This window comes from Aporhodopirellula aestuarii, from assembly GCF_023701485.1.
GTDB classification, from domain to species: Bacteria; Planctomycetota; Planctomycetia; order Pirellulales; family Pirellulaceae; genus Rhodopirellula; species Rhodopirellula aestuarii.
In genome coordinates, this window is sequence record NZ_JAMQBK010000024.1 from 264,309 (window position 1) to 288,903 (window position 24,595).

At 56.6% G+C, this 24,595-nt stretch carries 19 protein-coding genes; 6 read left to right on the plus strand and 13 right to left on the minus strand.

What is annotated here, in order from left to right; translation table 11 throughout:
* Window positions 1-30: 30 nt before the first annotated feature.
* From NB063_RS09555 to pyrF, 5 genes are all read right to left on the minus strand, one after another.
* Complete coding sequence (locus NB063_RS09555; protein WP_250928496.1) at window positions 31-1,869, minus strand: quinol:electron acceptor oxidoreductase subunit ActD; 1,839 nt, start codon at window positions 1,867-1,869, stop codon at window positions 31-33.
* 77 nt (window positions 1,870-1,946) lie between these two features.
* A complete protein-coding gene (gene nrfD, locus NB063_RS09560) occupies window positions 1,947-3,353 on the minus strand; it encodes an NrfD/PsrC family molybdoenzyme membrane anchor subunit (protein WP_250928497.1) in 1,407 nt (468 codons plus the stop codon).
* Window positions 3,354-3,414: 61 nt separating this feature from the next.
* Window positions 3,415-6,825 (minus strand): TAT-variant-translocated molybdopterin oxidoreductase, encoded by a 3,411-nt coding sequence (locus NB063_RS09565; protein WP_250928498.1) that lies wholly within the window; start codon window positions 6,823-6,825, stop codon window positions 3,415-3,417.
* A 78-nt stretch (window positions 6,826-6,903) separates the two neighbouring features.
* Window positions 6,904-7,596 (minus strand): cytochrome c3 family protein, encoded by a 693-nt coding sequence (locus tag NB063_RS09570; RefSeq protein WP_250928499.1) that lies wholly within the window; start codon window positions 7,594-7,596, stop codon window positions 6,904-6,906.
* Between the two features lie 371 nt (window positions 7,597-7,967).
* Window positions 7,968-8,900 carry an orotidine-5'-phosphate decarboxylase gene (gene pyrF, locus NB063_RS09575; protein ID WP_250928500.1) on the minus strand — a complete coding sequence of 311 codons (933 nt, stop codon included), beginning with the start codon at window positions 8,898-8,900 and terminating at the stop codon, window positions 7,968-7,970.
* Window positions 8,901-9,130: 230 nt separating this feature from the next.
* On the opposite strand from pyrF, the gene NB063_RS09580 reads away from it, so the two are divergent.
* Entirely contained in the window at window positions 9,131-10,996 is a 1,866-nt protein-coding gene (locus NB063_RS09580) for a coiled-coil domain-containing protein (RefSeq protein ID WP_250928501.1), read from the plus strand.
* Window positions 10,969-12,168, plus strand: a complete 1,200-nt coding sequence (locus NB063_RS09585; protein ID WP_250928502.1) for a hypothetical protein — start codon at window positions 10,969-10,971, stop codon at window positions 12,166-12,168. Before NB063_RS09580 ends, NB063_RS09585 begins: the two co-directional genes overlap by 28 nt.
* A 79-nt stretch (window positions 12,169-12,247) precedes the next feature.
* Here NB063_RS09585 and NB063_RS09590 read toward each other — a convergent pair whose 3' ends face one another.
* From NB063_RS09590 to dctP, 3 genes are read right to left on the minus strand one after another with little or no spacing between them, the layout of a single operon-like run.
* The gene (locus NB063_RS09590) at window positions 12,248-13,525 is read right to left on the minus strand and encodes a TRAP transporter large permease (RefSeq protein ID WP_250928503.1); all 1,278 of its coding nucleotides are present in this window, start codon (window positions 13,523-13,525) and stop codon (window positions 12,248-12,250) included.
* Complete coding sequence (locus NB063_RS09595) at window positions 13,522-14,139, minus strand: TRAP transporter small permease (protein ID WP_250928504.1); 618 nt, start codon at window positions 14,137-14,139, stop codon at window positions 13,522-13,524. The genes NB063_RS09590 and NB063_RS09595 overlap by 4 nt, the downstream gene beginning before the upstream one ends.
* Window positions 14,140-14,165: 26 nt before the next feature.
* Window positions 14,166-15,245, minus strand: coding sequence for a TRAP transporter substrate-binding protein DctP (gene dctP, locus NB063_RS09600; RefSeq protein WP_250928505.1), 1,080 nt, complete (start codon window positions 15,243-15,245; stop codon window positions 14,166-14,168).
* Window positions 15,246-16,099: 854 nt separating this feature from the next.
* Between dctP and NB063_RS09605 the strand changes: the two genes are divergently transcribed.
* Both NB063_RS09605 and NB063_RS09610 read left to right on the plus strand, forming a co-directional pair.
* On the plus strand, window positions 16,100-16,960 hold the full coding sequence (locus tag NB063_RS09605; protein ID WP_250928506.1) for a fumarylacetoacetate hydrolase family protein: 861 nt from the start codon (window positions 16,100-16,102) through the stop codon (window positions 16,958-16,960).
* 81 nt (window positions 16,961-17,041) lie between these two features.
* Complete coding sequence (locus tag NB063_RS09610; RefSeq protein WP_250928507.1) at window positions 17,042-18,364, plus strand: enolase C-terminal domain-like protein; 1,323 nt, start codon at window positions 17,042-17,044, stop codon at window positions 18,362-18,364.
* A 191-nt stretch (window positions 18,365-18,555) separates the two neighbouring features.
* Here the strand turns inward: NB063_RS09610 and NB063_RS09615 are convergent, their stop codons facing one another.
* The 3 genes from NB063_RS09615 to NB063_RS09625 form a co-directional block, all read right to left on the minus strand.
* Window positions 18,556-19,014: a cupin domain-containing protein gene (locus tag NB063_RS09615; protein ID WP_250928508.1), complete on the minus strand. Its 459-nt coding sequence runs from the start codon at window positions 19,012-19,014 to the stop codon at window positions 18,556-18,558.
* 260 nt (window positions 19,015-19,274) lie between these two features.
* Window positions 19,275-19,763: a hypothetical protein gene (locus NB063_RS09620; RefSeq protein ID WP_250928509.1), complete on the minus strand. Its 489-nt coding sequence runs from the start codon at window positions 19,761-19,763 to the stop codon at window positions 19,275-19,277.
* Between the two features lie 71 nt (window positions 19,764-19,834).
* Window positions 19,835-20,047 carry a carbon storage regulator gene (locus tag NB063_RS09625; protein ID WP_250928510.1) on the minus strand — a complete coding sequence of 71 codons (213 nt, stop codon included), beginning with the start codon at window positions 20,045-20,047 and terminating at the stop codon, window positions 19,835-19,837.
* A gap of 242 nt (window positions 20,048-20,289) precedes the next feature.
* Between NB063_RS09625 and NB063_RS09630 the strand changes: the two genes are divergently transcribed.
* Window positions 20,290-21,726 (plus strand): sigma-54 interaction domain-containing protein, encoded by a 1,437-nt coding sequence (locus NB063_RS09630; protein WP_250928511.1) that lies wholly within the window; start codon window positions 20,290-20,292, stop codon window positions 21,724-21,726.
* Between the two features lie 36 nt (window positions 21,727-21,762).
* Here NB063_RS09630 and NB063_RS09635 read toward each other — a convergent pair whose 3' ends face one another.
* The gene (locus tag NB063_RS09635; protein WP_250928512.1) at window positions 21,763-22,923 is read right to left on the minus strand and encodes a diadenylate cyclase; all 1,161 of its coding nucleotides are present in this window, start codon (window positions 22,921-22,923) and stop codon (window positions 21,763-21,765) included.
* 6 nt (window positions 22,924-22,929) lie between these two features.
* Window positions 22,930-23,175: a LapA family protein gene (locus tag NB063_RS09640; protein WP_250928513.1), complete on the minus strand. Its 246-nt coding sequence runs from the start codon at window positions 23,173-23,175 to the stop codon at window positions 22,930-22,932.
* A gap of 867 nt (window positions 23,176-24,042) precedes the next feature.
* On the opposite strand from NB063_RS09640, the gene NB063_RS09645 reads away from it, so the two are divergent.
* On the plus strand, window positions 24,043-24,345 hold the full coding sequence (locus tag NB063_RS09645; protein WP_250928514.1) for a hypothetical protein: 303 nt from the start codon (window positions 24,043-24,045) through the stop codon (window positions 24,343-24,345).
* Window positions 24,346-24,595 lie beyond the last annotated feature (250 nt).

Genomic DNA, 24,595 nt, shown 5'->3' on the forward strand with positions numbered 1-24,595 from the left:
AGGGCTGAGTGAATAATTCGAGTGGCGGAATCAGGTTGCGGACTGTTGAGCGTCCGCTGCTGCTTTCGCCGCGGCCTTTTCGAGTTCGGCTTGAACCTCGGCTTGTTTGGCTTGGAGTGCTTTGCGTTGCGATGCCGGGACGTCGTCTAACGTCGCGTTCTGGCTCGCTTGTAACGCTCGGACGTAGGAGACAATTGCCCAGCGATCTTTGGCGCGAATCTGAGCGGCGTAGCCCGGCATCTTGCGAACTCCGTTGCTGATCGTGCTGAACAACTTGCCGTCAGGATATGCGTCCTGGTAAAGCGTTTGGTCGTGCAAGCTCGAAGGCGGCGTCCAGGTCGTTGCCAAAATTTGTTGGGCACGTTGGTTGACCAACCCGTTTCCGCGTCCGTTCATGCCGTGGCAAACCGAGCAGTAAATATTGAACTGCTGTTGGCCGCGGGCGAGCACCTCCGCATCGACCGTGAGCGGGTTTTCGGTGAGCCAAGGCGTCGTGTCCACGGTCGGACCCGATGCCGGTGCGAGTGAGGCAGGAGCGGCCGGTTTTTCAGTGGGTGGTTCGGCTTCCGCGGGTGTGGCGGCTTCTTCGGGAGCCGTCTCAGCGGGTGTTTCTTCAGCGGGAGCTTCTTCGGCAGCCATCTCTTCGGCGGGTGCTTCAGCAGCTGGCTCTTCCGAGGCAGGCTCTTCGGTCGCCGTTTCTTCAGCAGTAGGCTCTTCCGAGGCGGACTCTTCTTTTACCGACTCGGGCTCTTCCTGCATTTCCGCTTCGGGCTCATCGGCGGCAGGTTCTTCCGCGGCTGGCTCGTCCGCAGCGGGCTCTTCCGTTGCGGGCTCGTCTGCCATCGGTTCTTCCGCAGCCGGTTCTTCGGTTTGCGGCTCTTCGGTGACTTCTTCGACGGCCTCTTCCGCTGGCGATTCTTCGCCGGCGACTTCGCCATCGCCCTCACCGATTTCGGTGTCCGACTGCATCATCGCGACGAGCTGACGAGCGCGAGGAGCATCGATTTGGGCAAGTTTCTCCATGTCGATGCCGGTCTGGAAATCAACATCCCAGTCCAATTCACCACGATTGACCGTGCCGGGAACATCGGGACGCATCGCACGTCCGTCGGCAAACAGCGTCGAGATTTGCTGAGCGTCTTTGGCAGGCGAAAAGTCCATGTCGGGGAAGACATGGAATCGCGGCGAGGAGCTCTTGGTGACCCGCATGCGGGCGACCAACAACGCCGGGATCATCGAGAACGCGATCACCAACGCCAGCCCGATCAACAAAAAGCTCGGGATCTTTTTCGGCGAGTCGTCTTCCACGACGGGCTCCACGAATTCGCCACCGAGATCGCCGAGCAGCACCTTCGCACCCGCTTCGTCGAACCGTTTATCTTTGGCGTCGAGGAACAGGAAGAAGGTGTCGTCGGTGGCCCGGTCAAAACGCGGGCTCGTGAACATCGGATTGCTAAAGCGAGGCAGTCCATTGAGTGCCCACATTCCGAAGAACGTTCCGAAAGACGCAAACAGAATCGTCAATTCGAACGAAACCGGAATGAATGCCGGCAACGAAATGTACGGTTTGCCCGAGATGATGTATTGGTAATCGATCCCGTTCATCCAGATTTGCATCGTCAACGCGGTGCACGTTCCAATGGCACCGGCGGTCAACGCGATCCATGGCAAAACGGTCGGTTTGATGCCGAGGGCTTTGTCGATGCCGTGCACGGGGAACGGTGTGAACGCGTCCGCCTTCGTGTATCCGGCGTCGCGAACTCGTTCGCATGCGGCGAGCAAGGAATCGACGTCGGAAAACTCCGCAACCACGCCATGAACGGTGTTCCCGTCGGCGACTGTCTTTGGAGCAGGTTTGGTTTCACTCATGAGAGAGACCGTTATGAAAAATTACGAATGTCAGAAATCAAATGTGAATCGAGAAGCAGGTGCGAATCGCTCGAGCTCTAATGGGCGTCTTTGTGGGCCATATGAAGCTCTTTCGCGAGGGTCGCTTTTGTTTCAGCCATGTTGATGATCGGCATCAAGCGGCAGAACAACAGGAACAATGTGAAGAACAAACCGAACGATCCGATCAACATCGCCCAGTCAACCCAGGTCGGTTCGAAGTACGCCCAGGCACTGGGCAGGTAATCCCGCGACAAGCTCGTCACGGTGATCACGAATCGTTCGAACCACATTCCGATGTTCACGAAGATCGAGACGACGAACATGATCCATGGTGTTGTCCGAGCTTTCTTCCACCAGAAGATGTTCGGCGAAATCACGTTGCACGTAATCATCGTCCAGTACGCCCACCAATAAGGCCCCATTGCCCGGTTGATGAACGCGAATTTCTCTTCGGTCACCTGACCGTACCAAGCGATGAAGAACTCGGTGCCGTACGCCAGACCGACGATCATGCCGGTTGTCAGAATGATCTTGCACATGTTTTCGAGGTGCCGGATCGTGATCAGCTTTTCAATATTGAAGATTGATCGGGCCGGAACCATCAGGGTGATCACCATCGCGAAGCCAGAGAAAATAGCCCCGGCGACGAAGTACGGTGGGAAGATCGTGGTGTGCCATCCAGGAACCTGCGAAACCGCGAAGTCAAACGACACGATCGTGTGCACCGAAAGAACCAGCGGAGCGGCGAAAGCGGCCAGCAACGCATAGGCTTTTTCATAACGCATCCAGTGACGTGACGAACCGCTCCAACCGAGCGACAACACACCGTAAACGGCGCGGCGGACGGGATGCTTGCTGCGATCGCGGAACGTTGCCAAATCGGGCACCATCCCCATGTACCAGAACAACAACGATACCGTCGCATAGGTACTCACGGCAAAAACGTCCCACAACAGCGGGCTGCGGAATTGTGGCCACATCCACAAGTTCAAACTTGGATACGGAGCCAACCAGAACGCCAACCAAGCACGACCGACGTGAATGCCGGGGAACGTTCCCGCACAAACAACCGCGAAAATTGTCATCGCCTCAGCGGTTCGGTTGATACTCGTCCGCCACTCTTGGCGGAACAAATACAAAATCGCACTAATCAACGTACCGGCGTGACCGATACCGACCCAGAACACGAAGTTCACAATCGGCCAGCCCCAGAACACCGGGTTCCGGTTACCCCAAACACCGACACCGGTGTAGAAGAGGTAGGCGATGCAAAGACCCAACATCGTGGCCAAGTGTACGGCGACCAAGAAACTGATCACCCACAATTTGGACGGCGGGTTCTCGGCAATCTTGCAAACCGCTTCGGTAATCGAATGGTAACTCGATTCGCCGAGCACGAGCGGGGCACGTGTGCCGGGGCGTTCGACCGAATTGTCCAGACCGTTGGGAACTGCGAGCGACATGGAACGAATTGGGAAATTAGAAGTGAGAAGTATGAAAAAACTTTAGGGCGAAAATCGCGGATCAAACGATGGGCAACTGGAACTTGCCGCGGATGCGACGCGAGTGCTTCTCGTCGTTGTCATGAGCATGGTCGTCGTGGCCATGGTCGTCGTGACCATTCTCTTCATGACCGTGGTCATCGTGGCCATGCCCTTCTTCGCCGTGGCCGCCATGACCGTGGTGAGGCGCCTCGAGTGTGGTCAGGTCAACCAGTTGAACCCGAGTCATCAGCGAAACGGGAGTGTTGCGGATGCGGGACAGGTAGGTCGTCCGCGGCTTGACATTGAGCTGGCCGAGCATGCCATAAGACCGAACGTCGGCTTTCGCTTTCGATACTCGCGAGTTCGGATCGGCAACGTTACCAAATTCGATTGCGCTGGTCGGGCAAGCGGCCTGGCATGCGGTGATGATTTCGCCATCGGCCACCGGTCGCCCGCCATCTTTGCGTGCCTCGATCTTGGCCTTCTCAACCCGCTGCACGCAGTAGGTGCATTTTTCCATCACACCACGACCGCGAACCGTGACTTCGGGGTTCAGCACGAGCGCCTGCAACTTGCGGCTAGCCGACTCGATCGTTCCCGGATAAGCGTCAATACCGTAACCGACACCAACGTCTTGGTTGTAGTTGAAGTAGTTAAACCGGCGCACTTTGTAAGGACAGTTGTTCGCACAGTACCGCGTTCCGATGCAGCGGTTGTAAGCCATCGCGTTGATGCCTTCATCGGTGTGAACCGTTGCGGCAACCGGGCAAACTTGCTCGCAAGGGGCGGTTTCGCAGTGCATGCAAGCGACCGGCTCTTGGACGATGTCCGCGATGTCTTCGTCACCTTGGAAATAACGGTCGATCCGCAGCCAGTGCATTTCGCGGCTATTACCGACCTGTTCCTTACCAACGATCGGCACGTTGTTCTCGCTTTGACACGCGATCACACATCCGTTGCAACCGATGCATTTGGTCAAGTCGATCGACATGCCCCACTGCGGTACTTTCTCGCGAGTTTCTTCGATGGCCGCAATCGGCTCTTGCCAAAGTGAACCGTCGTTACCGACGGCAGGGACGTGCGGGCCTTTCGACTCGGTGAACTCAGGCAGTTTTTCGAGCAACGCCGTCGTGCCTTCACGGATCAGCATGTAGCTGCGTGCCTGGGCTTCGTCACGGCCGAGCTCATCAATTGCCCAGTGATCTTGGGTCGTGCACAGCTCGTATTCGTTGAGTCGCGGTCGTGCTTCGACAGGTGCGACCATCATCATCGAGTCCGAGGTACGGATCGGCGAGACGTCGACACCGACGGTGGGCACGTCTTCCTCGGGCAACCCGCCGACCATGCCGACTCGTTTGCGACCGTATCCGATCGCGACGCTGACCACGCCTGGGGCACAGCCGGGAATCTCAAAAACGGGCAGCTCGACGGTCGTTTCGCCGCGACGCAGCGCGACCATCAGGCCATGCTTGGTCCCCAATGCCCTGGCCGAACGCGGGCTCATGATGGCCGCGTTGTCCCAGGTCAGCTTGGTGACCGACTGAGGCAATTCTTGCAACCAACCGATGTTGGCAAACCGCCCGTCGTAGAGCGATTCGGCTGGCGTGAAAATGACCTCGAAAGTATCGCGGAACGACTCATCTTCGTAATCCAACGAAACCTGCGGGCCTTCCGCGGGCAGCTCGACCGAAACGGACTTAGGCTGGAGAGCCTGTGCTTCGACGACGAGGTCTTCGGCAAAACCGTCATGCAACAACTTACGCCACTGACGATCGCTGATCGCAGAGTCGGTAACGCTGTTAGCGGTTTGACGGACGAGTTGCTCGCCATCGGTGACCTTTTCGCCCAGCATCACGGCGAGCAGTTCGGCAGGCGTTTTGCCACCGAGAAGCGGCAGGATTTGCGGCTGGCAAACACCGTAGTGGCCGTTGCGTCCGACGCAGTCGCCCCAACTTTCGAATTGGTGACACATCGGCAATGACCACTCGCACTGGACGGCGGTTTCGTCGTCGTACATGCCGAGGTAGATCGAGTGTTCGACGTGAGCAAGTGCCTCAGCAAAGTCGATGTCACCGGGCGCCGTGAAAACCACGTTGGTGTCGAAGATCAAAAGCTCGTCGACTTGGCCACGCTTCATCTTGCCAACCAACTCGCCCAGGCTGACGCGATTTTTCAGAGCGGTCTCTGGGGCCGGCGTGAACTTCTGAATCGAACCGAGCGAGCCGAGCTTCGAGTTCATGTCGATACCGGCGGCGATCATGTCCGCGCCGAGCGTTTCACCAACGACCACGACACCCTTATCGCCAGCAGCAGCCAAGTCGGCAGCGGCGGAATCAAGGAATCGCTCGAGCCGTTCTTGCGGCCCGACTTCGTTATACGCTTGCTTCTCTTCGATGACGGCTTCGACCGCCAAATTGGCTTTGTCTAGCGATCCAGACTTCGCCTTTTCGACGCGGCGGCCGAGCTCAGCGAGCAGTGCGGGCATCTGGCTCGGACGAATCGCCAAACGGGCATCGGCCGAGACTCCCGTGGTCGTGTAGCCGCCTTCGGCGACGTACAACCGGCTCATGTCACCAGCGAGCGGGTCGCGCGCCTTTGCGAATGACTTCGCATTGGTCAGCGATCCGTTTTGGTTGCCGATGAAGTCCGACTGCAACGACACGATCACTTTCGCGTCAGTGAAATCGAAATCCTGACGTGCGGGCTTGCCAAAAACCTTCGTGGTCGCTTCGTTGACCACGTCACCGTGGATCGGGTCGTAAACGCAGATCGTCGCGGCAGGCAACTTGGACTTCAACTTCGACAACATTCGCAACGTCGTCGGCGAGGTGGTGGGGCCCATCAGGACAGCCAAACGTTCGCCTTTGCCCGCCGAGCGGACCAACGCGGCGCCATAGTTGTTAAACGATTGCCAATCCGATTCGACGCGTTTCTTGCCGTCGCGACGAAGGGGAACGCCCGTTTCGCCACGAAGCCGATCGGGGTCATACAGACCGAGAACCGAGGCCTGGGCGTAGGTTCCAGCAACCGCACCGGCAGGGTGCTCTGCATTCGGCTCGACCTTAGTAGGGCGACCGTCGACGCAACTCATCAAGAGGTGGTAAACGTCGCCGGCGATTTCAACATTGGTGGCGGAGGAATAGGACTCGCCGGGAATACGCCCGGCCGGACGTACGACGAACGGCGAGATCAGCTCTTCGGGATAGCGACAACCGGCAACACCCGCCATCGCCAGCGAAGCGCCCATCAGTTGCATCCAGCGTCGACGCGAAACCCCCTCAGGGAACTCCGATGCCGCGACTGGAAACTCACGATGCAGATAATCGTTCACAAACGATTCGTCGCCTTGGAGCTCGGACAGGCTGCGCCAGTATCGCGGGCTAGCCGACTCTGTGGTGGCATCAGAACCGTTGACGCCGGACGAATCGTTGGAGTGCGAAGTGGTGGTCATATTCTGCAGGGATGGCTATGCGGTTAGCTGGAAACGATTAAGTCGTCAAACAGACAGGCTAAAAAAGGAAACGTTTTCTCAACGGTGACAAACAGCACAATGAGTTTGTGGATTGATATTGTGTTTCTCCCGGTGTGCTTTCGCAAACTCGTCCTGGTCCCAATCCTCGGGCGGCGTCCAGTCGAGCTTGGTCACGAACTCCTGCGGGCGGAGGTGCTCATCGGGGTTGCGGTGACAGGTGATGCACCACGCCATCGACAACTCCTCGGCTTGGTAAACGACCTCCATTTGGTCGATCCGTCCGTGGCACGACTTGCAGCTCACGCCTGAGTTCACGTGCGCGGCGTGGTTGAAGTAAACGAACTCGGGCAGGTTGTGGATTCGTTTCCACGCGATACTGCGGCCGGACTTCCAACTCTGGTGGATCGGCTGCAATTTGGCGCTTTCGGTGCGGACGGCACCGAGTGCTGGCGGCTGGCCGTCTTCGCCCGCCGGCGAGTGGCAGTTGACGCAGGTCGCCGTCGGGGGAACCGCGGCGTGGGCGGCGTCAAAGACGGTGTTGTGGCAGTACCGACAATCCATTTTCAGCTGACCGGCGTGCAACGCGTGGCTGAACGGCACCGGCTGGGTCGGCATGTAACCGACGTTGAGCGTTTTCGGATCAGTGATCAGGCCACCCATCGCGGCAGCGTACACGCCACCGCCAACGGCTGCTAAACCGAGCACACCCAGGAATGGATTAATCCAACGAGGGAACAGAAATCGCTTCATGATCGACCTAATGAACTCTGCGGCAATAAAACTCACGTCCCTGCTTCTGAAACTCGGAACCGGGTTCCAGGGAAATCGCCCCTGAAAACACCCATTCAACTGCGGAGCAGCAACGTTGCCTGCGAGCGAGAGGATTGAGAGTTGTCATCTAACGAAGATTGAGGGCAGGGATTATCAGCCGCAGACCGCTCCGGCGACAAGGCCAGCGCTCGATCCGCGACATTGTGTCGCACAGGAGAGTCCATATTGTCGCGGCTGAAAAGGGCGCTTGCAGAATCGTTTTTTTCGGACGATCTGACACCACCCTCCTAGGTCGCGTCAGCTTCCCAAAATGCCCTCCGAAGGGCCTTCCGCGGACACAACCGCCCTTATCAGCCACGGAGCTGATCGTTCATGCCCACCGTCGCGGCGCGGACCGCGTCCTGCCACCGGGCGTCCCCGTAGGTATCTGCGAACTCGGCACGCGCGTGAGCGAAGATAATTCCGCGAGAATTGTTGATCACGGCACCTCGTCCCGATGAGTCTAACGCCGCCCGCACGTCGTCAGCCGATCCGCCCTGGGCACCAAATCCCGGCACCAACAGGATGCTGTGCGGCATCGCGGCGCGGAGTTCGACGAGTTGTTCCGGGTATGTCGCGCCAACGACGGCACCGATGGGGCCATAGCCGTCCGCGTCGACTCGCCCCGTGTTGAGTTCCGTGACGAGGCTCGCGACGCTTTGGTAGACCGTTTGTCCGTCACACTTGAGGTCTTGCAGATAGCCGCCGCCTGGGTTGGAGGTTTTGACCAGGACAAAAATGCCTGCCGCCCGGCGATCGCAGACTTCGACAAACGGTTCGAGGCTGTCGCGGCCCAAATACGGGCTCACCGTCAATGCGTCGCCCCCCCACGGGCTCGCCGTGGCGGGATCGCCGCCCGCCGCCGAGATCCCAGCGGCGCTGCCCAAATAGGCGTCGGCGTAGGCGGTCGCGGTGCTGCCGATGTCGTTGCGTTTGCCGTCAGTGATCACAATCAATCCCGCATCAGCGGCGTACTTGATGACCTGGCCGAGCGACACCATCCCGGCCGGGCCGAGTTGCTCGAAGAACGCCGCTTGAGGCTTCACACACGGCACAATGCCTTTCACCACATCGACGATCTCGCAGCAAAACTGCGTGTAGGCGGCCGCCCAAGCGTCTGCGGACTCGTTTGGCACCGCGTCACGAATCGGGGCGGGCAATTGAGACTTGCGTGGATCGAGCCCGACGCAGGCTACCGATCCGGTCCGTGTGATGGCTTCGTTGATACGCGTGGAGAAGGTCATGAGAATCGAGGTCTGAGGAATACGGGCGGTGAAGAGAGGTTGGTAGATGTGTCGCGGAAATTGCTGAGCCAACACACTCGGTCGTTGGCCAATCCGACTGTGGATGAACTCACGTCGTCGCCCCAACATAGAAAAAGGGGGTCCCGTCAGCGAGCCTACCACCTTGGCGGGTATGCTAGAAGAAAAGCCCTCGCTCTTGTGCTTGTCACGACATCGCCCCCAACTACGTCATGCCACAAACCGCTCAAGACCTGTTTCGCCAAATCGATGACGAGATTGCATCGGCGGGCGGGCTGATCGAGTCGATTCGTCAGTCCAACCGTGCGTCCGCTCATCGAATCACGGCATTAATCGAAAAACGCACCGACGCTTTCGTGCGGCTTGCCGAGCACTACCTGCCGGCCCTCACTCAGCAAACGCTCGCTCAGGCATGGCACGAAGTCCACGGCCGCATCCGCGAAGTCTTGCTGGCCCAGTCCGATGCGTGCCGACAAATGCAGGTCCATCTCTCCAAACTCAACGACCGGTGCGACCATCTCGAACACCAGCTCGCCGAAACGACCGAGCGATTCGAGAAGGCACGCAGGGACCTGCTCTCCAAAACCGGCAACTTTCAAAAAGCGTTGCGTGAAGATCCCGAGATCTCTCGTTTGTCCGCTGAGATCACCGAGGTCGATCAAGAGATCCAACGAGGAATCGCAGCACTCGAATACGTCGCCGCGGATGCGCAGAAGAAATTGCCCGATTTTGAAGAGTGCGAACTGTTTCGCTATCTGCGGGAGCAGAACTATGGCACGCCGCTGTACACCAAGACCGGACTCGAACGGCGGTGGGATCGCTGGATCGCAAGGCTGATCGATTTTGACAAGGCCAACGCGAGCTACGAGTATCTCACCGAAGCACCGGATTCGATCAACAACCTGATTCGCGAAAAACAAGAACGTTACAAACAATTGCTCGTCGCTCTCGAAGCCGCTCGTGGACGGGCGGCAGAGATTCACGGCGTCGAGGAACAAACCCTGTTACGCGACAAACTCGCCGAACAAGTCGAATCGCTTGAGCGAGAATGCACCGAAGCCAAATGGGATCGCGCGATTTTAGAATCGGACCTGCAAGTCGCCGAAGACATCAATGGGGAATATTACCAAAAGGCGTTAGCGATCTATTCCGAATTCTTGAAGTCGTCGCAGCCCGATACGCTGGCCGTCTATGCCGCCTGCACCGAGTCGCCGGTCGACGACCAAATCTGCGCACGCATTCGCAGCCTGCAAGCGGAAATCGAAAGCGAGCAAGCCGAGTCGACGGCTCATGTCGATCGCATCATTGAATTGGGCAAGTATCGCGCCGGGCTTAGCGAGTTATCGAAAAAGCTGCGTAATCACATCCGACACTCATCCGGCGAGATCAAACTGCGTGAGGACTTTCGCTTCGACATCGTGCTCAGCGACATGCGCGACCTGCATCTCTCACCGATGAAAACGTGGCGACGATTGCTGACCGCGATCAGCGTTCCGATCCGCACGGTACCCGTTGCCGGACACTCCTCAGCCAACGAAAACGTGCGTCCCATCGACGCGTTGTTCCTCGCCGCTTCGCAAAACTCACCCAACGTTCTCGGTAGCGGACCGTACGACCCGACCGGGATTTTGGTCCGCCCCGATCGTGCTGTTGCGACACGTGCCGGGCACGCGATGTTTGACACGCTGGCGATTTGCCGCACCGATGCGGAATCAAACTACATCCTGTCACTGCTGCAATCGCACGAGATTCGATGCTTCACGCACAACCATCTCGTTGATCTCACGTCTGCAGATAACGTCGGCGCAAACGAAACCTGGGAGGCCAGCGCCGGACGACAATTGGCGAATGTCGCGACCGAACACGTCGCAGGATGTCACGTGACGACACCACACCTCGACGCGCTCGACTTTTCAAGCGTCGTGGTGGAGGCGGAGCGATTCAACGAAGCCCGCCAGATCTTGCTCAACGAACTCCGGCTCTACGACACCGGATGGGATTGCCCCACATGCGGATCGGCCGTGGAGCGTGGATATCACCAATGCTGGCGATGCGGCCGCACAAAGCCAGTCCGCTGATCGAGCCTGAGCCGATAAATAAGTATCGATACGTGGAATCAACAGCGGAGTGCGTGTGCATGATGAACGGCAGTGTGACGACCAGCAGCGATTGGAACGGGCTCATTGATGATGCGATCCGGACGGGTGATCCGTGGGTATCGAATTTCAAAATCACCCGCGTGCACTGGTTGCTGTCCAACGCGTTGGCGGAGGAACTCGGTGACAACGTCGGTGCCAACTTTCATTCGTGGGCGATCTGGGGCTCGCGCAAAGCGGGCGTCACGATCCGGCAGGCCGACCGGGATCAAGCTTCACGCGACGCAACGATCGTGGCCGGGATCGTCGGCGGGCTGGTCGGCGTGGCGACCGGGTGGGGAATGAGCCGAGCCACCAGCATCGGATTGCCGACGTCGCTTGCAATCTGGGTCCTCACGGGAATCGTTTGCGGCGGCATCAGTGGATGGTTTCTGGCGAGATACACTCGGGTCCGCGCAGCGAAGTTGATTTTGCAGGGCAACCGCATCGTGCTCGACGACATCGGGCGAGTGACCGCGAGTTATCTCGATTTTCTAAGGCGTGGCCGCGAGGACACCGGGGATAACAACGGCGATAATGCGAGTGCTGCGGAGTTTGCAAAATGGCGAGCGTCACTGCGGCCGGGCAAGAGTGAGGACGACGGGCAAGATTTGCTCGGCCGGGCGTTTGCGTGCTACGAAGCAGCGCGGACGAGCAATGATTTGAAAACCAAACATGAGCAAGCCTATTTCGGCAACTGCCTCGCCGTGCTGCATGAACACTATCGGCTGCAACCGATCATCGCCCGGTCACTTCCGTTCTTGATCAGCCGTTGCGTGACGCAGCGTCTGATGACGTACAGCGTCGGGGAGACTCAGCTCGCGGTGCATGATGATGTTCCGCCGCTCAGCGAGACGCCTTTTCCGCCCACACTCATCGATATCGATTCGACCGAACTCCGCGTGTTCCTGCACGGCGATTCCGGTTGGGACGTAGGCCGTGACCAATTGATCAACACCAAAGCGAACGATTGGCGGGACTTGCATCAACGGATGGGATACATCGTGAACCTGTTTCGCACCCGGCATCTGTCACCCGATGTCGTTGCCTCGCCGTACGACGACGAGCAACTCAGCGATATCGCCAACGGGAAACTTCCGCAGCAGCCGTGGTGAACTTGGTTATAACGAACGCGAGGTCCGTTTAACAAGCTGCCGTGAAGCCGCATCTTGCTGGTAGTTTGGTCATTCAAAATTACTTGGTCAGCAGGCTCGGCAGCCACAAACTGAACGCGGGAATGAATGTGATCAGCAACAGCGTGATCAGCAGCGGTATCAGAAACGGAACGGTCCCACGAATGACCTGCTGAACCGAAGTGCCCGTTACCGAGCTCAGCACGTACAGCACCAAACCCACCGGTGGAGTCAGCAATCCCAAAACAAGATTGAGGATCATGACGATCCCCAGTTGCAAAGGATCGATGCCGAATTCCATTGCGGCTGGCAACAATACCGGAACGGTGATTAACAATCCGGCCACCGGCTCGAGCAGCATTCCAGTCAAGAGCAGCGCGACATTGATCAGCAACAGGAAGACATAAGGATTGTCGGTCAGCCGCAGCATGGCTTCCGTGACCGCTTGCGGCCCCTGCTCGCGCGCGATCACCCAGCCGAACAGTCCGGCTGCTGCCACAACCAGCAAAATGGTTCCGCTTGTTGACGCTGTCTTGATCAGCACACCGTGAAAGTCGCGGAGCGAAAGCGACCGATAGCACACACTCAAGAACAGCACCCACATGACAGCCGCTGCGGCGGCTTCGGTCGGTGTAAACACACCCCCAAGAATGCCGCCCAATATGATCACGGGCGTTAGCAAAACTGGGAGTGCGGCACCAACCGCTTTCTTCAGCGGGATTCGTGGCCCGGCGTCTTCGCTTCGTTGTGGGTTACGGCGGGCATCCACAAATACAAACACGCACAAAATCGCGGTCAGCACTAACGCCGGCAAGATGCCCGCAAAGAACAACGCCCCCACTGAGACTCCCGCCGAAACTGCGTACACGATCGCCGGAATGCTGGGCGGCATGATCGGACCGATCAATGAGGATGCTCCAGTCAGCCCCAGAGCGAATCCATTGGCGTATCCTCGTTTCTTCATCGCCGGAACCAACACGGCCCCCAACCCTGCCGCGTCGGCGATCGCAGCTCCGCTCATCCATGAAAACAACAAACTGCTAATCACGTTGACATAACCCAGGCTGCCGGGAATTTTCCCGAACAGGCAGAGCAGCAAACGAAACAATCGGTCGGCAAGTCCACCGGCGTTGCTCAGGTATCCGGTCATGATAAACAGCGGCACCGCTAGCAGCGGAAACGAATTGATGGCCGCCATGCAGCGCTGCAAGGCAACGCCCAGTGAAATATCGGGAGACCATGCCACATAAACGAGGCATGGCAGCAACATACTGATGGCGACCGGGATTCGAATAAACAACAGCACCAGCATGGCGCAGACTAACGCAGCAAGAATCATTCGCCCTGCTCCAATTCGAGATGAAGCGATTCTTCTTCGACCATACTTTCGCTCGCCCTCTCAATGACGATCGGCCTCCCCGTCGCCAACGCCTGGATCAGGCTCACGATTGAATGAATGGCCATCAGCAGCAAGCCGACGCCGACCCCGCCATACCACCAACTCATGGGAAGCCCTAACGAGGGCGACCCGACTTTGCCCACATACCAAACGAATCGACTTCCACCGATGAGCAACATCAAGCACGCCCCCGCAACGATGCCGTGACTGAGGCACTCGAGCCAGAGTTTTCCGCGCACGCTAAGCCTTGGCGAAAGCACGTCGACTGTAATGTGCCGGCCTTCCGCCATCGTGAATGCCGCCGCCATGAACGTTAGCCAGATCAATGCGAATCGAGCAACCTCTTCACTCCATGAAAACGGAGCTCCAAAGAAATAACGGGCAAACACTTGCGAACCCATCGAGGCCAAAATCAGCAATAGAAACAAAGCCGCGAGGACCTGTTCTGCAGCAATCATCCAACGCACGCAGCAAGAAAAGGGCAACGAGTTCTCCGATGCATGGTTCGCGGAATGCTCCTCGCTTAACACTTCGTCGAGATTCGCAGAGTTCATTGCGGTTAACTTTCTCATCATGAATATCATTGAGCTGCATCGCCCTGGCCATCCACTCGGACGTGTTGCGATGTGATCTGGTTGTACAGTTCGCTAAACGGGTACCCGCTCGAAAAATGTTTCTTGGCCCGCTTTTGAAAAGCGTCGACATCCACATCGTCGACGACTTGCATCGTGCCGTTTTCTCGCCACTCGGCAATGAGTTTTTGTTCATCCTCGACCACCCCGCGGTAAACTTCTTCGCCTAAGTCTCGCACCACCTTCTGCAAGGCGGCCCGCTGACGGGCGTCCAATCGCTGCCACGCGCGTTCGTTCATCAGGATCTGCACCGAAGATTGAATGTGACCGGTCAGATTGAGGCATTTCTGCACCTCATGAAACCCCTTCGCCTTGATCACCGGAACAGGATTTTCTTGTCCATCAGCGATTCCCTGTTGCAGGGCGAGATACACTTCGGCGAATGAAATCGGCATCGGGCTCGCTCCCAACGCGGCACCGGAAGCCTGCCAGACCTGCGCGGCCGGCATCCGCAAACGAAAACCGCTCAAATCGTCCGGACGGCGGATCGGGAAGTTGGACGTGATGTGCCGAGACCCATATGCCCAAGTGTCCAACACCCGCACGTCGAAACGTTTGCGGAGTTCGTCCCAGTGCGGTGCCAGTTCATCACCTCGCGCCGTCTCCAACATGTGATCCAAATCGCGAGAGGCATACGCGGCGTCCAAGACTCCCAACGGCGGATGCCACATGGCCAGAAACGAAGGGCCGGAAATCGCCAAGTCCAATTCGCCGGCAACCAGTTGTTCGAGCAGTTCTTGTTCACTGCCGAGCTGGGCGGCGGGATAGACGGTGACAGTCAGGTCGCTGCCAGCTTGCTGCAGTCGCTCGTTGAAATGAGCCGTCCCGTAGGAATGCGTCGGCGCATTAAATTCGTACACATGCGCCATCTTCAGCCGCCGTGTTTTGTCGCCAGGATCGCCCGATGGGCAGCCGCCTAGCGATACAAGCAACAACGCCACCGATAACCTGCCGAGTCGACGCCAAGTCAATGGGTGTGTTCGGTACATCGACATGCATCCGGCTGCGTTTCGAAGGAAATTGAACACGAATAAATCAAAGGGACTTGTGGTATTGGCTCGAAACGGTTGGCCGTGGAATCGCCTTCACTTTGCCCATCACCCCCAAAGCGATGCAACGGGAAGTTCAGTTGCGGAGCAGATCGGAACTCGGGCTGCCGCAAGACCGGTTGCAATCACGTTGGCCTGAAACATGACCATTCGCAGACATCCCAAAATCGCAACGACGTAACCGCTGGCGCGATTTGCCTTGCCCCTGCGTGTTCGTCGGTCAGGCGTGACGCTTCGTCATGAGGTCATTCAACGGATATCCGCAACATCGTATCGCGGCCAGAACGCTCATGTTGCTGCGACAGAATCACCGGCAGCAATTTTAAGGGAAATTCTGAAGGCGCTCGCGCCATTGGCTTAATCTCGGAAAGGTGTAGCGTGCTATGTTTTTCGCTTGCGATTTAATTTCCGCTCGGTTTTCGAGAGCACACGTAGTAGACATGCGTAACGTTGTCGTCGCTGAAGCCAAGCCTGGGATTCGGCAGAGTGATCGCGGCAACTAGCAGATGTCATACGCCGTGATCGTTAAATCAAACGACCGTGCCGCACATGCAACGACCAAGGAAATCCAACCGCCCAGTGATGCTTGAAACGCGTTCCGATTTTCAGCCGCTCTACCAAATGGGCAGTCGGATGATTTCGCCGATCTGCGCTCGTTTCTGTGTATCAAACAGCCTTCTTTCATCACGGCTATGGCCTACCTTATCGATCCCTACCGCATCGAAGGCGGTGACACCGTGTTGGGGTAGGTTGGAGTTTTTGCAACGCTCCACTAAAGTCTTCCGGCTCGATGTCTTTGTTTCCGTATTTGTTCACTGCTGACGACCGATTTCATGAAACTGACACGCATCCGAAACCAATCGGGATCCATTACTCCCGGTGTATTCGTATCAGAAACCGAGATCCTCGATTGTTCCGAATTCGGACAGGACTGGAACGAGGCTTTTTTTGAAAACGATGGGATCAATCAGCTTTCAAATTGGCTCTCTGCCAATCAAGAGCGAGCTCCCAAGTTCAATCGATCGGACGTCCAGTTGGCTCCAGCGGTCGCACGTCCGTCAAAGATCGTTTGCGTCGGCCTCAACTACGCGGCGCACGCTTCCGAATCCGGGATGGATGCTCCTTCGGAACCGGTTCTCTTCTTCAAAGCATCGAGTGCCTGGTCGGGACCAAACGACAACGTCGTGATTCCGCGGAACTCAACGAAGACAGATTGGGAAGTCGAACTTGCGATCGTCATCGGCAAGAAAGCGAAATACGTTCCCGAGGAATCTGCCTTGGAGTACGTTGCCGGCTACGGAGTACACAATGACTATTCCGAGCGTGAGTGGCAGTTGGAAAGATTGGGGCAGTGGGTGAAAGGGAAATCGGCTGACACCTTTGCACCGTTCGGCCCGTTCATGGCGACCAAAGATGAAATCTCTGATCCCAATAATCTTGATTTGTGGCTTAATTTGAACGGCGACAAAGTACAGTCCAGCAACACATCCGATTTCATCTTCAACGTCCAGCAAGTTGTCAGCTACATCAGTCAATTCATGACATTGCTGCCCGGCGATGTGGTGTCGACGGGAACCCCGTCTGGGGTCGGACTTGGGCATCAACCGCCCAAGTATCTGCAAGCCGGTGACGTCGTTGAGTTGGGGATTGCCGGACTGGGAGCCCAAAAACAGATTGCCGTTCAGGAGGACTGAACTGGGGCACGACCGCATGCGAACTACCCAAACTTTCTCGATCTTCAACCACAAGTCTCTCTCCATTCCAACGCACCAAGTATGAAAATAACGTCCGCCAGGGTGATTGATCTGCGTGTTCCGACTTCAGACAAAATGCTCGGGTCGGATCCATTTCATATCAAACCCGACTACTCGTCAGCGTTGCTTCATTTGGAAACGGATGAGGGGCTTCGAGGCGTTTCAGTGGTGTTCACCGTAGGAGCGGGAACCGACTGGGTGTGCCACGGTGTCAAAGATCTCGCGCAGCTCGTCATCGGAAGTGACTTGGCGGACTTCATCCAGTCGCCTTTGACGCTTTACCGTCGTTTGATCGATCACCATCAACTTCGCTGGTTGCACGATGGTGTGTTCCGAATGGCGTGCGGCGCGATCCTCAACGCGATGTGGGATCTGTGGGCAAAATCAGAGAACAAACCGCTCTGGAAGCTATTGGTTGACCTCGAACCTGAGTTTGTCATCGGGTGCATCGATTGGCGAAATCTCAAGGACGCGCTGACCCCGGACGAGGCATTGGCGATCCTCAACAAAGCCAAGGCCAATCAAGACCGGCGTGAAGCCGAGATGTCGGAACTCGGCCCACCGGCGTACTGTACCGCCGGCTGGTTGGGACTGTCGAACGAACAGATTTTGGAAACGATCCAGAAGCTACGTCAGAATGGCTTCAATGCTTTCAAACTGAAAGTGGGCCAGAATCCCAAAAGTGATGTTGATCGGATCGCGTTCATGCGGGACGCGATCGGCCCCGATTGCGACTTGATGGTCGACGCGAATCAATTTTGGGGAGTTGGTGAGGCGAAAGAGCAGATCGAACGATACCGTCCGTACGGACTGAAGTGGGTGGAGGAACCGATCGCTCGCGATGACGTTCTGGGTTACATCGAGCTTTCTCAAACATTCAAAGACGCTTCTTTTCAGTTCGCGTGTGGAGAACATGCGGCTTCACCGGTAATCTTCAAGCAATTACTCAAGGCCCACGCGATCGGATATTGCCAGATCGACGCGGTTCGGGTTGCTGGTGTCAACGATGTCATGGCAATCATTCTGATGGCCGCCAAATTTGACGTACCTGTCTGCCCGCATGGAGGTGGGATTGCGCTTTGCAACATGATCCAGCACTTTTCAATGTGGGATCAGATCGCGGTCAGCGGTCATTCGAACACGCAATTGGTCGAGTACATTGATTTCCTTCAGGAGTCCGTCGAACACCCTGTCGCCGTGCGTGAAGGCCGATACGTCACGCCGACCGCTCCCGGCTGGGGGCTGGAGTTTCATGAAGAGTTCATTGATGACCACACGTTTCCTTCCGGGAATGTATGGAAGGGCCAGGCAAAAGATCGATGTGGCGTTCGGTTCGAGTGTTAAACGGTCAATGCTTGTCATCTGATTGCGTATGAATTGACTAGAAATCTTAACCAAGCCGATTTCAGGTGAAATCCACCAAGTAACCTCACTTTCTTTGAGGGGTGCTCGAACCGGAGGGCTCGCGGGCTGCCGCTAAAAAGCCTAGCGGAACGCCACGTACCGTCCGGTCTCAGACACGATGTCGCAATCGGTCACAACAGGATTTCCATGTGATGTTCACTTGCCGACGCCATCATCGCATCGAGATGCTCTTGCGTCGGTGCCGGCGGCAGGTCTTCGTCCTCAGGCCAATCCTGCATGAAAGCGGCGAAGAATGATTCGAGGGTTGCCGGGCGTACCCAACAGAGAAATTCGGCAAACCCGTCGGACTCGTTGCGGAACGTGTGCGGGACGCCACGAGGCATGTGAATCGAATCGCCAGGCGAAACGGAGATTTGTTTCGTGCCGCGCTGGACGACAAGCTGGCCGTTGACAAGATAAAAACACTCGTCCTCGTAGTGATGCACGTGCGGGGGCGGGCTCATTCCGGGAGGCACGAGGAACCGCATCAATTCGTAGCCGTCATCGGTTTCCGCCCCCGCCAGCATGAGCTCGTAACCGATCCCTAATACGCAATGGCGGGGGCGTCGATCTAGTTTTGCAAGCGACATGGATACACCTCAGAAAATCACGGTCGAGACGTTGATCAATCTAAGTCAATCCGGACGTCGAAACAAACTTTTTACGACTTTAGGTGCCGTCCATTCGCTTTTCTGGTACTCACTTCTGGGACGACCATCGCATGGGCGATCCAATACGCGATCTCAAAACATGCGAGCGCGCTGGTGATTTCCTAATCGCTGAACGCTCCTGTTGCCCTCTTTTCGATGCGTCACTGATTAGCGATCGGATATCGAAACAGAGTCCACAACTACTTGATCAGTCCGAGGAACCTGAGGATCCGATTGGGACTCGCCGGTGACGGTGGTAACGGCTTGATATATTCGCATCCGGGATGTGCCGACACGTAGGCCTCAGTCGCTCGCTGAACGATGTTCAGCGGTTTGTAGTAGGCCTGGCTCAGCCGTTTCCGCATCCGGTCGCAACGCTGCGAAAACTGCGAGTCGCCGTAAAGCGTTTTTCGGCTGACAAACTCTGTCGGCTCGAACGTCGCAAATACCATTTCGACATCCGTGGCAGTATCGACTAGCTCCACTTCGACAATATCGAGAATGCCGCTGCTGGATGATCGGAACTCGATCACAACGGCGAACCCGCCGCCGCGCAGCGCATAAGATTTTAAGACAAACGTTCGTTCATCGCACGCCGTTAATCCAATTGACGAGGTGGCTTCACAGATCAGTTCGCCGTCGATCGAAACATCTTCGTTGAGACGGGTTGAGCGGATGACGTCGTGCATGGGATCGGCCTTCCAAAAAATTCAGAGGAGTCTCGGGTCGCGAAGTTGCGCAGCGAGAGAAGGTTGCGGTGCTAGCCGCAATGACGTTGAACAGGGGTTGGATCGGTAGCCCGAGTCGTCTTGGCAGCCTCGAGTTTTCCAACCAGCTCACCTCGGCGAATGGACACTTCCAGCGGTGCGTCAATTGCCACGCGGACCCGGTTGCCCTGAATACGCGAGATTTGAATCACGATGTCGTTGCCGATGTGAATGGACTGGCCTTCCTTGCGTGAGAGAACAAGCATTTCAAAATCCTTTTGCAAACTGTGGGAGGTGCCAAAAGCGGAGTCGCCTTGGTTAGGACGTAATTAATGCACAAGCTGTGCCAATTAAACCGCACTGCCGCGCAAGTCGCCTGCTAGCAAGCAGTTACGAAACAGCGATCACTTTGAGCTCTCTGCGTCAACAACAAATCAGCATATAAGGTACGGTTTAGCGCGCAATAGATTGCTGAATCCGCGTTTCGTGAACCAAAGTGCCGAAAGCCATGCTTCCTCGCATCCAGCTCGTCATCGACCGTGAATCCACTTGCGAGCGAGTGCAGCGTTGTCTCCTCGACGTTGCCTGCGTTTTGATAGTTGCGGATCAGTCGGCTGTGTTTTGGGACGCGGTCGGCGAGCCGGCCGATTTGTTGTTAATCAGCCGTAACCGGATTCCTGAACCCGCAGCCGAAACCATTGAGTCAATTGCCGAGCTTCCCAGCTTTCCCGAAACCGTTGTGCTGATTGATACCGAGGATGCCAATGACCGCGCCGAACTGTTGGCCGCTGGTGCATACGCGCTCCTCTCGACCACGATTTCCGATGACATCTTCCGCGAAACGATTTTGGCGTTGGTCGAACGTCGCCAAGCGGAACTCGATAGCCAAGTCCAAAGTGACATGCGGGACGCGACGGAAACGCGGTTGTCAGACTTCGCTTCGGAAAGCCCAGCGATGCAGCGGTTCATGCGAACAGTCCGCCGCGTTGTGCAAGCCGACAGTTCCCTGTTGATTTTGGGTGAGACGGGGGTGGGTAAAGAGCGGTTGGCCCGCGCGATTCACGAAGCGAGTCCACGCGGCGAGCGTCCCTTCGTGCCGGTGAACTGCGCCGCGTTTCCAGAATCGCTGCTCGAAAGCGAGTTGTTCGGCCATGAGGAAGGTGCGTTCACGGGGGCGTCATCGGACCGCCGAGGCTGTTTTGAAATGGCGCATGGCGGAACGATCTTTTTGGACGAGATCGGCGAAGTGCCGAAGTATGTGCAGGTGAAATTGCTGCGGGTTTTGCAAGAGCGACAGATTCAGCGACTCGGCAGCGAAGAGTCAATTCCGATCGACGTGCGGATCATGGCGGCAACCAATCGCGATCTGACCGAAGAAATGGAGGCCCGCCGGTTTCGCCGTGACTTGTACTATCGGCTGAGCGTGGTGACGCTCGCGATCCCCTCACTGCGTGAGCACCCCGAAGACATCCCCTCGCTACTGGATCGCTATCTCAACGAGTTTCGCACAACGGTTCGCAAGCCCGACTTGAGTTATTCACCGCTCGCGATCACTGCCCTTTGTCAGTACGCGTGGCCTGGAAATGTGCGTGAACTCATCAATGTCGTCGAGCGTGCGGCGCTGCTGTGCGAAGGGGACGAGATCACGCTTGCTGATCTGCCACCAGAAATCGGCGGGGCCTCGCGTGACCAACCGTATGCGCCCCCGGCGATCGAATCAGGCGATGCCATTCCGCTTCCGAGCGAGTGGCAATCGCTGCACTGGTCCACGTTGCGACCGCTGGTGGCGAGGCAACTCGAATATGCGTACTTGGATCATCACTTGAAAGCAGCCGGTGGGCGGATCAGCCAAACCGCAAAAACGTCCGGGCTGAGTACCCGATCACTGTATTTGATGATGAAGCGTCACGGGCTTCGCAAGGAAACGTTTCGACGCAAACCCTGAACGCGACAAACGTCGACGTTGCCGATCCTTGGAAGGCTAATGCGGTTCGACCTTCACACGAACCGAGCGTGGCTCGATGGCTGTCACGCGTAGGTTGTTTGGATGGCGTACCGTGTCAGGAGTCACATTGAATTGTCGTTTGCCCGCCGCGACATCTTCCAAATCGAGAGAGACGACGATTGAGCTGGGAGCCAAAAAACGAAACGCGGTTTCCGATCCCGCCAGGGTAACTTTGACCTCCTGAGTCAGCGTTTGCGATAGCTTCACGTGCTCGGCGACATTTCGATACTCCACTGGCACAACAAACGTCCGATACACCTCGTTCGCACCCGACGAAATCATCCACCAACATCCCGTTGCAATCAATAACGCCGCCAATTTGATCACCACTCGTTTGCGGAATAATTCGCTCAGTGTCACCTTCCGTTCGTTCAGCCGGCGATACGCGTTAAAGGACTGTAATCGGGTAGCCAGGGCCCCCGGGCCCTCCATCTTGTCTAGCCGACCACCATGCGCGACCGAGACGCAACCTCGTTCTTCCGAAACAACAATCACAAACGCATCGCAGCAGTCCGCAAGACCAAGGGCGGCGTGGTGGCGGGTGCCGAAGTCATCGGCTCGACCGCATTTTGCCAACGGGAGGTGAGTCGCGAACTTGGCAACACGTCCATTGCGCATCACAACTGCTCCATCGTGCCCTGCCGAATTGGGGTCAAACAGACTGTAGAACAACGGCGCACTGGCTACCGCATCCAAGTCAATGCCACCGTCGAGCAACCGGTCCAGCGCATCGCGACCTTGAATCACAATCAGCGCCCCAGTTCGTTTCTCAGCCATATGAAAGGCGGCGTGGACGAGCGTGTCAGCGATTTTAGACGCATTGGAAACCACCAAACTGCGACCTCCCAACATCCAGCGACCGATTCGTTCCGCGGCCGCACGAACGTCGTCTTGGTAGACGATCGCGATCGAAACGATCATCGCCGAAAACCCCACACGGAACACCGTCAGCGATAGCGGCATCTGCCATCGCATTGCCAAGACATAGATCGCAACGAAAATTCCGATGACAGCGAGCCCACGACGCGAACCACGTTGGATTCCGATGGCCAGCAAGACGTAGACCGCCATGGCAAAGATGCCGATGTCCAGTAGGTCGACAAAGGAAACGGACGGGATTTGCAGATCAAACGGCATGGTGGATCACTTGCCAAAACGATCGCCCGTAAAAATACCGAGCACATATCCCGCAACCGCTGTCCCAAACAACAGCACGGCTCGAGGAACGGTGATGGTCACAAACAGAATTTTAGTCTCGACTGCTTCTGTGTTCTGAAGCACCACGATCAAGATCAGTATCAGGCCAACGCCAATTAACGCCAGCTTTCCCTTTTGAATAAGCGACCGTCGACCACCTTCCGATTTCGTACCGGTTACAGACTCTGACATACTCGTCCTCCCGGCGCAGTCATCGCGCTCTCGAAAAAAGTGTTGCGTTCCGGTTCTAGCATAGCTTGAACCGATATCGCTTGTTTTCGGCTTAATACCGCTGCGATGATTCCCCGCACCCTCAAGCGAACTTGACTGAACGAGATCCCTTCAATCTATCGTTCGCACGGCAACGTCGTCCTGGTAATTTATCGCTGCTCAATTTGATACCAGCAAAACTCGTCGCCGACATGTTGGTTTTGTCTTGCCGAAGGATCTGGTCTATCCGCATCGGGATGATAAATCGAAATTGCTTTGATCGTTCGAGCTGATTTTCGTTGCCTCGCTTATGGCCTCTCGATTGATCAAACCACGATCACTAGGTTCCAAAGCACGCACCGCTAACATGTGCTTGATTTGTTCATCCAGGCCGTCTTGATCGAACACAGAATGGGCTTGGTCAAGTTCAACCGCATTGGCTTTGACGCCATGCCAAACGCAGGGAACAATTTGTCGCAGGGGTTCGAAGCACTCATTCTCCGCATGGAAGTCCTTTTCCTGTGTGTCGCCTGAAAACTTGCTCGTTCTTCCTAGCAGGGACATCGATTCTATAACTGAAGCATTTCAAAAGTAGCGGAACGGCGCGAGCCGTCCGGTCCCGAGTTACCGGACGGCTCTCGCCGTTCCGCTAAAAACGTCACTAAAACAATCGATGTCCCAAACTCTCGCACAAGAAAACGCGACGAGGTACTCGCACGCCAATTTTCCTCTGGTTTCGTAACGATCTGAATCATTGAACGATCCCAATCGGATAGAATGGAGGTAGATGCGATTCACCCCGGTTGGTCGATCTGGCCGGGGATCTCCCCTATTTGATGGAGACTTAAGATGGCCACTCAAACACTCGGTGAACAGGTATTGGAGTTCGAATACGCCAATCCGAAACAGCACACGGCGTTCTTGACCGGACAGATTCGATGTGACGATGGCGGTGCGGGAGAAATCCTGGCGGTGCTCGTCGATTCGAACGGAAAGCAGCGCCGGATCATGGCGGCGGGTGCCCATCAACATGGCGATTCTCGCGTTGCGTGTAACACCCTAACGTTGCCCGTTCCGCCACGTTGGTCCGCCAAGGGCTATCGTTTAGAAACTCAGCCAGGCATCCAGACCGACTGGGCTGAAATCGACTAGCCGACCAGCCACCAGGAACATCAATCACGGAGCTTGCCCAAAGACCCGTCTCACTCCGGTCTCGGGCAAGCAGGGGATACTACGCGCATTGCGTCCACACAATTCATGCACCAACCGCATGCACGACGGTGCTCACAGCACGGCCGAGCCGTTAGTTCTTGCCGACAAGCGGTCAACGCACATGTCTCTTCACCCGCCTGCCAACTTGGTCAACAATCACGATTCCTAAACAGGTATGCAGGAATCATCT